This is a genomic window from Streptomyces sp. NRRL S-244, from assembly GCF_000717915.1.
In the GTDB taxonomy this organism is placed as follows: Bacteria; Actinomycetota; Actinomycetes; order Streptomycetales; family Streptomycetaceae; genus Streptomyces.
In genome coordinates this window covers 369,934-382,177 of sequence record NZ_JOCX01000003.1, presented here as the reverse complement: position 1 = coordinate 382,177, position 12,244 = coordinate 369,934, and the positions used below count along the sequence as shown (strand labels likewise).

Annotated in this window: 14 protein-coding genes; 9 read left to right on the top strand and 5 right to left on the bottom strand. The window is 73.7% G+C overall.

The annotated features are described in order from the left end of the window. Positions 1–12: 12 nt before the first annotated feature. Complete coding sequence (locus tag IF02_RS0105675; protein ID WP_051695841.1) at positions 13–534, top strand: ATP-binding protein; 522 nt, start codon at positions 13–15, stop codon at positions 532–534. Here IF02_RS0105675 and IF02_RS0105670 read toward each other — a convergent pair. Both IF02_RS0105670 and IF02_RS0105665 read right to left on the bottom strand, forming a co-directional pair. Beyond that, positions 464–1,306 (bottom strand): RNA polymerase sigma factor SigF, encoded by an 843-nt coding sequence (locus tag IF02_RS0105670; protein WP_051695838.1) that lies wholly within the window; start codon positions 1,304–1,306, stop codon positions 464–466. The two genes, IF02_RS0105675 and IF02_RS0105670, sit on opposite strands and share 71 nt — an antisense overlap. Before the next feature lie 120 nt (positions 1,307–1,426). Beyond that, a complete protein-coding gene (locus IF02_RS0105665) occupies positions 1,427–2,620 on the bottom strand; it encodes an AI-2E family transporter (protein WP_078621890.1) in 1,194 nt (397 codons plus the stop codon). Between the two features lie 257 nt (positions 2,621–2,877). Here IF02_RS0105665 and IF02_RS0105660 point away from each other — a divergent pair, with 257 nt between their 5' ends. Both IF02_RS0105660 and IF02_RS0105655 read left to right on the top strand, forming a co-directional pair. Further along, positions 2,878–3,978 carry a carboxylate-amine ligase gene (locus IF02_RS0105660; RefSeq protein WP_030154139.1) on the top strand — a complete coding sequence of 367 codons (1,101 nt, stop codon included), beginning with the start codon at positions 2,878–2,880 and terminating at the stop codon, positions 3,976–3,978. A gap of 134 nt (positions 3,979–4,112) precedes the next feature. Beyond that, the gene (locus tag IF02_RS0105655) at positions 4,113–4,862 is read left to right on the top strand and encodes a VOC family protein (RefSeq protein ID WP_030154138.1); all 750 of its coding nucleotides are present in this window, start codon (positions 4,113–4,115) and stop codon (positions 4,860–4,862) included. Here IF02_RS0105655 and IF02_RS0105650 read toward each other — a convergent pair whose 3' ends face one another. Further along, complete coding sequence (locus IF02_RS0105650) at positions 4,863–5,783, bottom strand: cobalamin-binding protein (RefSeq protein WP_030154137.1); 921 nt, start codon at positions 5,781–5,783, stop codon at positions 4,863–4,865. It abuts the gene before it with no gap. Positions 5,784–5,821: 38 nt separating this feature from the next. Further along, complete coding sequence (locus IF02_RS0105645) at positions 5,822–6,553, bottom strand: SDR family NAD(P)-dependent oxidoreductase (protein WP_030154136.1); 732 nt, start codon at positions 6,551–6,553, stop codon at positions 5,822–5,824. A 118-nt stretch (positions 6,554–6,671) separates the two neighbouring features. On the opposite strand from IF02_RS0105645, the gene IF02_RS33505 reads away from it, so the two are divergent. After that, positions 6,672–7,619, top strand: a complete 948-nt coding sequence (locus IF02_RS33505; RefSeq protein ID WP_037835528.1) for a tellurite resistance/C4-dicarboxylate transporter family protein — start codon at positions 6,672–6,674, stop codon at positions 7,617–7,619. Here the strand turns inward: IF02_RS33505 and IF02_RS34240 are convergent. Further along, positions 7,616–8,323: a YoaK family protein gene (locus IF02_RS34240; RefSeq protein ID WP_106977214.1), complete on the bottom strand. Its 708-nt coding sequence runs from the start codon at positions 8,321–8,323 to the stop codon at positions 7,616–7,618. The genes IF02_RS33505 and IF02_RS34240 overlap by 4 nt on opposite strands. Positions 8,324–8,455: 132 nt before the next feature. Between IF02_RS34240 and IF02_RS0105630 the strand changes: the two genes are divergently transcribed. The 5 genes from IF02_RS0105630 (at position 8,456) to IF02_RS0105610 (ending at position 12,244) form a co-directional block, all read left to right on the top strand. Further along, a complete protein-coding gene (locus IF02_RS0105630; RefSeq protein WP_030154133.1) occupies positions 8,456–8,890 on the top strand; it encodes a VOC family protein in 435 nt (144 codons plus the stop codon). 18 nt (positions 8,891–8,908) lie between these two features. Further along, on the top strand, positions 8,909–9,613 hold the full coding sequence (locus tag IF02_RS0105625) for an epimerase (protein ID WP_030154132.1): 705 nt from the start codon (positions 8,909–8,911) through the stop codon (positions 9,611–9,613). 61 nt (positions 9,614–9,674) lie between these two features. Beyond that, positions 9,675–10,889, top strand: coding sequence for an RNA ligase (locus tag IF02_RS0105620; protein WP_030154131.1), 1,215 nt, complete (start codon positions 9,675–9,677; stop codon positions 10,887–10,889). Positions 10,890–10,893: 4 nt separating this feature from the next. After that, the gene (locus tag IF02_RS32995; protein WP_234318095.1) at positions 10,894–11,826 is read left to right on the top strand and encodes an AAA family ATPase; all 933 of its coding nucleotides are present in this window, start codon (positions 10,894–10,896) and stop codon (positions 11,824–11,826) included. A gap of 37 nt (positions 11,827–11,863) precedes the next feature. Next, the gene (locus tag IF02_RS0105610; protein ID WP_030154129.1) at positions 11,864–12,244 is read left to right on the top strand and encodes a hypothetical protein; all 381 of its coding nucleotides are present in this window, start codon (positions 11,864–11,866) and stop codon (positions 12,242–12,244) included.

The following is a 12,244-nucleotide window of genomic DNA, read 5'->3' as shown; positions in this document are numbered from 1 at the left end:
TAGGCGGCCCCCATGAGCGAGGACACCCGCACGCTGATCCTCGGCGGCGGGACGCAGGGGACCGTCACCCGGTGCCGGGACTTCACCCGGCGCGCGCTGGCCGCATGGCAGTGGATCACGGACGAGACGGATGAGGGCGACGCACAGAGCCCGTACGACCCGGACCGGCGGGAGGCAGCCGAAGACGTCCTGCTCCTCGTCTCCGAGCTCGTCGGCAACGCCTGCCTGCACGCGGGCGGCCCCCGTGAACTGGTGCTGCGCCGCACCCCCGGACGGCTGCGGATCGAGGTCGGCGACGGGAGCCCCGAGCACCCCCGTCGCCTGCGGACCGCCGGCCCCGCCCAGCCCGGCGGCCACGGCCTTCTCATCCTGGAGCGGCTCGCCCGGAGCTGGGGCTGCGAGCCCTACGGCGACGGGCGGAGCGGCAAGACGGTGTGGGCGGAAGTCCCGGCGCCGGCGCCGCTCACGGCTGCGCAGGCTCCTCCGGCGGATCCTCCAGGAGTCCCGTCCGCAGGGCGGTCAGCGTCCGGTTGAGCAGCCGCGAGACGTGCATCTGCGACAGCCCCAGCCGCTCGCCGATCTCGGACTGGGTCAGCCCGTCGCCGAAGCGCAGCGAGAGCAGGGTGCGCTCCCGCTCGGGCAACTCGGCCAGGAGCGGCTTGAGCGACTCCAGACACTCGATCGTGTCGTACGCCGCCTCCTCCGCGCCGAGCGAGGGCCGGTCGGCGTACGTGTTGTGGTCGCCGTCCTCCTGTGCGGGCGCGTCCAGGGAGCGCGCGGAGTACGCGTGCGCCGCCTTCTGACCCTCCACGAGCTCCTCGGGCGTGACGTGCAGACGCCCCGCCATCTCGGCTTCCGTGGGCTCGCGGCCCAGGTCCTGCTCCAGCGCGTCGTGCGCCTTCGCGGCGTCGATCCGCAGCTCCTGGAGCCGCCGGGGCACCTTGACGGCCCAACTGGTATCGCGGAAGAACCGCTTGATCTCGCCGACGATGGTCGGCATCGCGAAGGTCGTGAACTCCACCCCGCGCTCCGGGTCGAACCGGTTGATCGCCTTGATCAAGCCGATCGTGCCGACCTGGACGATGTCCTCCATCGGCTCGCTGCGGCCGCGGAACCGGCGGGCGGCGTATTTCACCAGGCTGAGGTTGAGCTCGACGAGCGTGTTGCGCACGTACGAGTACGCTCCGCTGCCCTCGTCGAGGCTCCGCAGCCGGTGGAACAGTGCCCCCGACAGCGCCCGGGCCTCGCCTGTGCTCACGCTCAGCGGGTCCTGCGGAATGCTTTCGGTGACCTCTGCGTACGGCATGTCGGCTCCTCCGACGGGTGGTCGCGCCACTGGGCTGCGGCACGGCCGTCTCGTGAGCTGTTCTCCGTACATATACCCCCCTCCCGGCCGGATGAAGCCGCTCGATCGGGGAGGCGCAGCTCAGAGTCCTGCTTCCGGGGACCGCAGCGACTGGCGGACCGCCCAGACGACCGAGACCAGCGGTACCGCGACCACCGCGCCCAGCACGCCCGCGGCAATGGCCCCCGCGACCACGGACAGGGCCACCACCACCGGATGCAGCTGCACCGCCCAGCTCATCAGCATCGGGTGCAGCACGTGCCCCTCGATCTGCCCGATGATCACGATCAGGGCGACCACGAGCGCGGCGATCAGCGGCCCCTTGGCCGCCAGCGCGACCACCACGGCCACCGCGAGGGCGACCGGGGAGCCGATCAGCGGGACGAACGCGGCGAAGAACTCCAGCAGCGCGAGCGGCACCGCCAGCGGGACGCCCAAGGCGTAGAGCGCCACCCCCACCAGGATGGCGTTGGTCGCCGCGACCAGCACGATCCCGTGGGTGTACCCGGTGAACGTCCGCCACGCGGCGCGGCCCGCGACCGAGATGCGCTGCTGCGCGCCCTTCGGGAACTGGGAGCACACCCAGCGCCACTGCCGGTCACCCGAGTAGATGAAGAAGACCGAGCAGAACATCGACAGCGCCACCACGGTCAGGGCCTGCACCAGCCGCCCGGCACCGCTCACGGCCGTGCTGAGCAGGCTCGCGCGGTGGCTGGAGAGGTAGTCGCCGATCCGGTCCCGCAGATCGCCCAGCGCGTGCGGGCTCAGCCGCAGGGGCGGCCGCTCCAGCAGGGGCTCCAGCCGGTCCAGCCCCTCCCGGAACTCCGTCACCAGCGAGTTCCACTCCGAGGCGATCGTCTCCCCGACGAAGGCCAGCGCGCCCAGCGCGAGCACGATGCTGCCGAGGAGCGAGCAGGCCACGGCGAGGGAGCGGGGGATCCACCGGGCCAGCAGATCGGCCACCGGGCGCAGCAGCGCGGACGCGACCAGGCCGAGGAAGACGGCCACAGCGAGCTCGTGGAACCGCCCCAGCACCATGAACACCGTGTACACGACCGCGCCGACCACCAGCAGCCGCCAGGAGTACGCGGCGGCCGTCCGCAGCAGGGGCGACACGGTCGCGTACGGCCGGTCGACCGGCCTCCCGCCCGGGCGGCGGCCGAGGGCCCGGGCGCGCCGGACGGCCACCCGGGAGCGCGGCGCCCCCGTACGCGGCGCCCCCGTACGCTCCCCGCCCGGGCGGGACGCCGGCCGGCCTGCGGATCGCCTGGTCATGTACCGCCTCTGCCGATGGCCCGATGGGTGCATTTCCCTGTGAACTGCCACGCTGGAACCGGCACCCCACGCACCCGGAGCCAGATTCGCCCGAAGGAACCGCCGAATGCCCACGCCCGAAGCGGGGTGGCCGCCCCTGCATGAGGCGGCCCCCGGCCGGGCAGACGCAAGGCCCATGGACGGGGCCACGACGGACCGCCGCCGTGGCTGCCGTGAGCGCCTGGGATTCAGAACTCGAGGCAGGAGTCCGACGCGACATGATCACGGTCGGGGTTGAGGAGGAGTACGTCCTGCTGGATCCGGTCACCCATCTGCCCGTGTCCCGGGCGGAAGAGGTGCGGACGGCGGCCGGCCTGGGGCCGTTCGTGGACGCCGGCGAGGTACAGAACGAGCTGCTCCAGGCCCAGATCGAGGTCGCCACACCCGTCTGCACGGACCTGGACGAGGTCGCCGGCCACCTGCTGAGGCTGCGGCACGCCGTCGGTTCCGCCGCCGAGGAGTACGGCTGCCTCCTCGCCACCTCCGCCGCGGTCCCGCTGCGGGACGCGGTGCCCGTCCCGGTCACCCGCAAGCCCCGGTACCTGCGGATGCGGGAGGAAGCCCGCCGCCTCGTCGACGAGCAGCTGATCAACGGCATGCACGTACACGTCGGGGTGCCCGACCGGGAGATGGGCGTGGCGGTCCTCAACCGGCTGCGGGTCTGGCTGCCGACCCTGCTGGCCATGTCCGCGAACTCGCCGCTCTGGGACGGGCGCGACACGGGATTCGCCAGCTGGCGCACGATCGTCTTCGGCCGCTGGCCGGTCAGCGGCCCGACGCCGTGCTTCCGTACGCTCGCCGACTACGAGGAACGCGCCGATGCGCTCGTGGACGCGGGGGTGATCGCCGACCGGGGCCAGCTCTACTGGCAGGCCCGGCTGTCCGAGCGCTACCCCACGGTGGAGGTGCGCTGCCTCGACGTACAGCTGGACGCCACCGACGCGGTACTGCTCACGGGGATCGTCCGCGCGCTGGTCACCACCGCGATCGCCGAGGAGAAGGCGGGAGCCGCACCCGTCGCGTGCTCGCACGAGCTGCTCCAGGCGGCCATGTGGCACGCGGCCCGGCACGGCCTCGACGGCGCCCTGGTGGACCCGCAGGGCCGCCGGCGCAGCGCCGGAGACGTGCTGTCGCTGCTGATGGGGCACATCACGCCCGCCCTGGAGGAGGCCGGGGACCAGCGCGAGGTCGGCTCCCTGCTGCACCGGCTCCTGCGGGAGGGCACGCCCGCCGACCGCCAGCGCCGGGCCCTCGCGGACGGGGGCATGGCGGCCCTCGCCGACCTGATCACCGGGCAGGGCGCCGGGAGCGGCCGCTGAGCGGGCCGCGTCGGTACCCGGCCGACGTGCGGGGCGGTGGCCCCGACGGGACGATGGGCTGGACGAGGGACGGAGCGTGTGTGGTGGAGATTTCTACGAGGGAGGTCTTCGGCGCGCCGTGCTGGGTCAGCCTGATGGCCCGCGATCTCCAGGGGACCCAGCAGTTCTACGGCGCGGTTCTCGGCTGGAAGTTCCGGCCCGCCCGGCTGGGCGAGGGCTGGACCGTCGCCGAGCTGGACGGGGTGCCGGTGGCCGGCGTCGGCACGCTGACCTCCGACCTGCCGGTCGCCGCGGCCTGGACCCCGTACTTCGCCGTCGACGACGCCGACGAGGCCGCGGACCGCATCCGCGAACGCAGCGGCACCGTCGCGGTCGGCCCGGTCTCCTTCCCCTCCGGCGGCCGCGGCGCGCTGGTCGCCGACCGGGACGGCGCCGTCTTCGGGATCTGGGCGGGCGGGGTGTCCGCCGACTGGCGGGTGGGCCGCGGGCCGGCGCCGGCCTGGCTGGAGCTGCGGACCAGGGACGCCTTCGAGGCGGCGATCTTCTACGGCGAGGTGCTGGAGTGGGCCACCGGCCGCCCCGGGTGCTGCGAGGTCTCGTACGAGGACGACCAGGTCGTCCTGCGGCAGGCGGGCGACCCCGTCGCCCGGCTGAACGGCGGGATCACCGAGGCCGCGACGCACGCACCGGAGACCCGACCCCGCTGGCACGTCTACTTCCGCGTCCCGGACCTCGACGAGGCCATCGAGGCGGCCACCACCTCCGGCGGGACCACGCTGTCGACCATCATGTCGAGCGCCACCGACCGCTGGGTCAGCCTCCGCGACCCCGCGGGCGCGATGTTCACGCTCACCACCGCCCGTCCCGAGACCGAAACCCCCTGATCACGCCCCGGCGAGCCGGAATGCCTCCGCCGGGGTCACCGGATCGCCCACCGCGACCCCGTGCAGGACGTGCGCCAGGACCTCCGCCCCGCGCACGACCCGGGGGCCCGGCCGGTTGAAGTACGCCGGCCCGTCGAGCACCCACACCTCCCCGGCCCGTACCGCCGGCAGTTCCGCCCAGCCCGGCAGCGAGGTGAGCAGCTCCCGCTCCCGTACGGTGCGCTCCGGGCTGAACCCGCAGGGCAGCAGGAGCAGCACGTCCGGACGGGCCGCCCGGACCGCCTCCCAGTCCATGGGCCGGGTGTGCTCGCCCGGCGCGGCGATCAGCGCCTCGCCGCCCGCGGACGCGATCTGCTCCGGCACCCAGTGCCCGGCCGGCCAGAGCGGATCGAGCCACTCGACGGCCACCACCCGCGGCCGCGGCCGGCCCGCGGTCCGCGCCCGTACGGCCTCCAGCCGGGCCGCGAGCGCGGCCCGGCGCTCCGTCGCGGCCTCCGGTACGCCCAGCAGCCCGCCCACGGTGACCAGGCAGTCCAGTACGTCGCCGAGGGTGCGCGGTTCGAGGCTCAGCACCCGGGGCCCGCCGTCCAGCACGCGCACCGCCCGGCTCACCCCCGCGTACGAGACGGCACAGACGTCGCACAGGTCCTGGGTCAGCACCACGTCGGGCGCGAGGGCGCCGAGCGCCTCGGTGTCGAGCGTGTAGAGCGAGGAGCCGCTGTGCGCGGCGCCGCCGACCGCCTCGGAGATCTCCCGGCTGCTCAGCGCGTCCGAAGAGAACTCCGCGGCGGTCACCACCGGCACCCCGGCCACGGCGCCGGGCGGCCAGTCGCACTCGTGCGTACGGCCCACCAGATCGGCGGCCAGCCCGAGCTCGGCCACGATGTCGGTGGCGGCGGGAAGCAGGGAGACGATGCGCATGCCCCGAGCCTAGGCCGTGTCTTGTGGATCAGGCCGGGTCAGACCTGGGCGGCTCCGCCGTCCACGAACAGTTCGATGCCCGTGATGTAGCTGCTCTCCTCCGAGGCGAGGAACAGCGCCGCCGCGGCCACTTCCTCCGGGCGGCCGGTCCGGCCCAGCGGGACCCCGGACGTGACCTCCTCCAGGATCGCGGCGGGCGCCCGCGCCAGCGCGGGGGTGTCGATCGGACCGGGGCTGAGCGCGTTCACCCGGATCCCGCGCCCCGCGAGCTCCAGCGCCATGCTGCGCGCCATCGACCGTACGGCCGCCTTCGTGGCGCCGTAGACGCCGAACCGGGTGGACCCCGACGAACCGGCGGTCGAGCCGACCAGGATGACCGAGCCGCGCTCCCCGAACAGCGGCAGCGCCCGCTGCACGGTGAAGAAGGTCGCGCGGAAGTTCAGGTCCGAGACGAGGTCGAACTGCTCCTCGGTGAACTCGGCGACACCGCCCGCCTTTCCACCGCCCGCGTTGGTCACCAGGACGTCGATCGCCCTGCCTTCGGCGGCGACCGCCGCGTACAGCCGCTCCAGGTCCGCCGACCGGGTGACATCGCCCGGCACCCCGACCGCGCCGCTCCCCAATTCCTCCACCGCGGCGGCGAGTTCGGCCTCGCGACGCCCCGTGACGAACACCCGGGCACCCTCCCGTACGAACCGGTGCGCCGTCGCCAGTCCGATGCCGGCGGACCCGCCGGTGACCACCGCGACCTTGCCGTCGAGCTGTCCCATGAGGGCAGAGGTTCGGGCAGCGACCTCGGGAAGTCAAGGCACGGGCACGGGGCGCGTGGCTTGGGCCGGGTGGCCCACCGCGCTCGCGGGCCGCGGCCCGGCGGTGTCCGCTGGCAGGGTGAAGCAGGTGTTCCCCCTGCCCGGCCGCCGGTGGTGGACGGGACTCCCCCCGGCCGCGGGCGCCGCCGTCATGGCCGACGGCATCCTCTCCGTCGGCCTGCACCTGATCGGCTTCGACGGGCTGTCCCTCGCCGCGCTGGTCCTCGCCGCCGCGCTGTGGCTCGTACTCGCCGCCGACTTCACCACCCGGCTCGTGGGCGACCGGGGCCGCTTCCGGGCCGAGGCCGACGCCCCGGCCGCCCTGACGGCCGTGGCCGCCACGACCGTGCTCGGAACCCGGATCTCCCAGCTGGGGTGGCAGGGGCTCGCCGCCGCCCTGCTGGTACTGGCCGCCGTGCTCTGGCCCGGACTGCTGATCTCCGTCGTACGGCACTGGGAACCGCGGACGCCCGGCGCCGCGTTCCTCGTGTGCGTCGCCACCCAGGGGCTCGCCGTCCTGGCGGCGACCCTGGCCGCCGCCGTCCACCGCGACCGGCTCGCCTGGGCGGCGCTGGCCGCCTTCTGCCTCGGCCTGCTGCTGTACGCGGTCGCCCTCGTACGCTTCGACTTCCGCGAGGTGCTGCGGGGCGCGGGCGACCACTGGGTGGCGGGCGGCGCGCTCGCCATCTCGGCGCTGGCGGGATCGAAGCTCACGGCATCCCCCGTAGGGACCGGTTCGGCGCACACGGCACTGCGCACCGCCACGCTGGTGACGCTCGCCCTGTCCCTCGGCTGGTACGTGCTCCTGCTCGCCGCCGAGCTGCGCCAGTGGCGGCCCCACTACGACATCCGGCGCTGGGCGACCGTCTTCCCCCTCGGGATGACGGCCACCGCCTGCCTCTCGGCAGCCGGCCCCACCGGGGTCGGCTGGCTGCGCCCGCTGGGCGAGGTGCTGCTGTGGATCGCCGTCGGCGCCTGGCTGCTGACCTTCGCCGCCCTGGTCGCCACCCGCCCGGGCAGCCCCTAAGCGGTGGGGTGTCCGGCCACCCTCAGGGCGCCCGCCAGGGCGATCCCGAGGAGCAGGGCCACCGCCAGCGCCAGGGCCCAGCGCGATCCGTGGTGGATCGTCAGCAGCCCGCCCGCCAGGGCCCCGCAGAACAGGACCGCCACCGAGACCACCCTTCGTACGGCGGCCCGGTCCCACGGGTCGGAGGCCAGGCCCGTCAGCGTCCGGGTGACCACGGTGGTGGTCAGATCGGGCACGCCCAGCCGGCGCACGACGGCGTTCTGCAGGCCCATGCCGAGCGCGAGCAGCCCCACGACCGGCAGCGCCCCCGCCCCGCCCGCCGACAGCGCGAGCGCCCCGGCCACCAGTACGGCCTGCGCCGCCACCAGCGGAGCGAACATCCGCGCCGGCTCCCGGCCGCGGCGCAGCCGCCCGGCGGCCGTCGCACCGGCCAGGAAGGCGCCGAGCGCCAGCAGGGAGGCCGCGGCCGACAGTTGGCGGTCGCCGGCGAGCGCGAACCCGAGGAAGGCCACATTGCCGGTCATGTTCGCGACGAAGGTGTGGTCGAGCCCGAGGTAGCTCACCGCGTCGACCACCCCGCTCACGAAGGTCAGCGCGACCAGCAGCGTCGGCAGCACCCCGTGCGGCCCGCTCCCGCCCTCCGGACCCGGCGGGAAGAGGAGCGCGGCCAGCGGCCGCAGGATCCCGCGCCGGCCGAATTCCATGCGCCAACCCCGTTCCGAAAGGGACTTACGGCGCAAACCGTACCCGCCGAACGAGCGGCATCGAAGCAACGACCCGGAATCCCGGGACGCCTTCCGAGGTCGTTGTCAGTGGTCCTCAGTAGGGTCCCGCTCATGGCATACACATTCCAGGTGACGATCGATTCCGCCGACCCGCACCCCCTCGCCGACTGGTGGGCCGACGCCCTCGGCTGGGAAGTGGAGCCGACCGACGAGCAGTTCATCCGCAAGATGGTCGCCGAGGGCCAGGCCTCCGAGGAGGACACCACCACCCACCGCGGAGCCCTCGTCTGGAAGGTCGGCGCGGCCATCCGCCACCCCGAGGGGATCGAGCGCGCACCCCGTGTCCTCTTCCAGCTCGTCCCCGAGCCGAAGACGGTCAAGAACCGGGTCCACCTCGACGTCCGCACCGGCTCCGACGACCCCCGGGAGGTCGTCGAGCGCCTGATCGCCAAGGGCGCCCGGCACCTGCACGACAGCAGCCAGGGCCCCTACACCTGGACCACTCTCGCCGATCCGGAGGGCAATGAGCTCTGCGTCTCGCACTGACGCACTTAGGCTGCGCATGTGAACGTCATCCTCTTCGGCGGAACCGGAATGATCGGCCGGGGTGTTCTGCGGGAATGCCTGCGCGACGACTCCGTCACGGCCGTCCTCTCCGTCAGCCGCACCCCGCTCGGCGTCTCCCACCCTAAGCTGCGCGAACGCGTCCAGGACGATCCGTCCGACCTCTCGGCCCAGGGCCCGGATCCGGATCCGGACCTGGACCTGGCCTCCTTCGACGCCTGCTTCTTCTGCCTCGGCGTCTCCGCCGTCGGCATGAAGGAGCAGGAGTACCGCCGCATCACCCACGACCTCACCCTCGCCGCCGCCCGCCCGCTGGCCGCCGCCAACCCGCGGCTGACGTTCGCGTACGTCTCCGGCGAGGGCACGGACAGCACCGAGCAGAGCCGCACCATGTGGGCCCGGGTCAAGGGGGAGACCGAGAACGACCTGCTCCAGTTGCCGTTCCAGGCCTACATGTTCCGCCCCGGGCTCGTACAGCCCGTCCGCGGCATGCCCTCCAAGACCCTCCTCTACCGGGCCGGCTACCTGGTCACCGCACCGCTCTTCCCGCTGCTGCGCCGCTTCGCGCCGAACCTCGTCACCACCACCGAGGCCCTGGGCCGCGCGATGATCGCCGTCGCGAGGCCCGATGCCGGCGTCCGCACCCGGATCCTGCGGCCCCAGGACATCAACCGGCTGGGCCGCAGCCCTTCGGACCAGCGATAATTCGGTACCGGGCCAACCCTCCCGCACGTGAGAATGAGCCATCTCGAACCGGGAGGAACCCATGGGCCAGAACCAGGCCTACCCGACCCTGCACGACCTGCTGCCGCAGCAGGAGCTGGCGGCCGCCATCGACGCCGGACTCGTGACCCGCAAGGCGCACCCTCAACTGCCGCTGTCCATCTACACGTACACGCGGACGGCACAGTACGAGCGCGCCTGGAACCGGATCACCGTGCGCTGCCGCGGACTCGTCGCCGACGACGCCACCGGAGCGATCGTCGCGCTGCCGCTGCCGAAGTTCTTCAACGTCGGCGAGCACGAGTCCGGCCAGCCGTACGCACCGGCGCTGCCCGACGAGCCGTTCGAGGTGTACGACAAGGTCGACGGCAGCCTCGCGGTGGTCTTCCACTACGCGGGCGGCTGGCGCGTCGCCTCCAAGGGATCCTTCATCAGCACCCAGGCCACCTGGGGCCAGCGCCACCTCGACGGCCGTGACACCTCGGCCCTCGTCCCCGGCGTGACCTACCTCGCGGAGATCCTGTACCCGCAGAACCGTATCGTCGTCGACTACGGCGACCGCCGGGACCTGGTGCTCCTCGCCGCGTTCGGCCTGGACGGCACCGAGGTCCCGCTCGCCGAGGCCGCCGGCCACTGGCAGGGGATCGGCTCCGTCGTCACGGTGTGGCCCGCCATGCCGCTGGCCGAACTCCTGGCGCTGGCCGAGTCGAACACCCTGCCCGGCGGCGAGAACGCCGCGGGCACCGAAGCCGAGGGCTTCGTGCTGCGGTTCGCCTCCGGCGTGCGCGCGAAGGCCAAGCTGTCCGAATACGTACGCCTGCACAAGCTGGTCACCGGTGTCACCGAGCGGGACATCTGGCGCAGCCACGGCATCGAGCGCTTCGCCGGCCTCCCCGTCAAGGAGCTGGCGCAGGGCCTGAACTGCACCGTCGCCGACATCGAGGCCTCGGGCGGCAAGCCGCTCGAAGCGCTGCTGCAGCAGGTGCCGGACGAGTTCGACACCTGGGTGCGCGAGGTGGTCACCCGCATCGAGGACGCGGCGGCGCGGCGCGAGCGCGCCATCGACGAGGCGTACGCGCAGCTCGCCCATCTGGCGGACGACCGGGGCGCGTTCGCGCGCGCCGCCAAGGCGCTGCCCGACCGCTCGATCCGCGCCGCGATGTTCCTGCGCCTGGACGGCCGGTCCACGGAGCTCGTCGTATGGCGGCACGTGCGGCCCGAAGCGTCCGACCCCTTCACGACCGATGAGGAGAACTGAACCAGTGTCCGAAGACCCCGCACGCCCCGTCGTCCACGTCATGACGGGGTTGCCGGCCTCGGGTAAGACGACGGCCGCGCGCGCCCTGCAGGCCGAGGCCGCGGGCCGGATGCGCCGCGTCAACCTGGACGACCTGCGGGCCATGCTCGACCTGCCCGACCCGGAGCGCGGCCGCTCGTACCGGCACGAGCAGACCGTCCTGGCCGTGCAGGACGCGGCCGTGCGCGCGGCCGTCGACGGCGGCTTCGACGTGGTCGTCGACAACACGCACCTGACCTCGCACATCCCCAAGCGGCTCAAGGCGGCGGTCGCCGGGCGCGCGACCTTCGTCGTGCACGACTTCACCGACGTTCCGGTGGAGGAGTGCCTGCGCCGGGACGCCGCGCGGGAGCGGCCGGTCGGCGAGGAGATCATCCGGATATTGAACGACAAGCGGATGAGCGCCAAGAAGGGCGGCTGGCGGCTCACCGCGGAGTGGCTGAACGACCAGCCCGTGGTCGAGCCGTACGTGGCCGACCCGGCGCTGCCCTCCGCGGTGATGTGCGACATCGACGGCACGCTCGCGCTCACCGGCGACCGCAGCCCGTACGACTTCTCGCGCTGCGAGATCGACGCGCTCAACGAGCCGGTGCGGTACGCGCTGGACGCTTTCCGGCGCGCGGACGGCGACACCATCGTGCTGCTGTCCGGGCGCGGCGAGGAGCACCGGCCGCAGACGGAGGCCTGGCTGCGCCGGCACGAGGTGCCGTACGACGAGCTGTGGATGCGGCCGCTCGGCGACACGCGCCGCGACGACGTGGTGAAGGCGGAGCTGTTCGACGCGCATGTGCGCCACCGGTACGCGGTGCGGGTCTCGTTGGACGACCGGGACCGGGTGGTCGCGGTCTGGCGCCGGATGGGCCTGCCGACCTGGCAGGTCAACTACGGCGACTTCTAGAACGCGGGCGGCTGCCGGATCTCCCCATACTGGGGCCATGAGCGTGTTGATCGTGGACGCCGCGAACGTGGTCGGCTCCGTGCCGGACGGCTGGTGGCGGGACCGGCGGGGGGCGGCCGAGCGGCTGCGCGACCGCCTCGCGGAGCGGGACCCGGCCGCGGGCGGGGAGATCGAGGGGATCGGGGCGATCGAGGAGATCGTCCTCGTCGTCGAGGGCGCGGCCCGGGGCGTCGAGTCCGTGCCCGGAGTACGGGTGGACCCGGCGCCCGGGAGCGGTGACGACCGGATCGTGGAACTGGCCGCCGCCTACGCGGAGCGCGGCTGCGTCGTGGTCACGGCGGACCGGGAACTGCGCGAGCGGGTCCGGGCGTACGGGGCGCGGTGCGTCGGGCCGCGTACCGTACGCCCGGCGGGATGA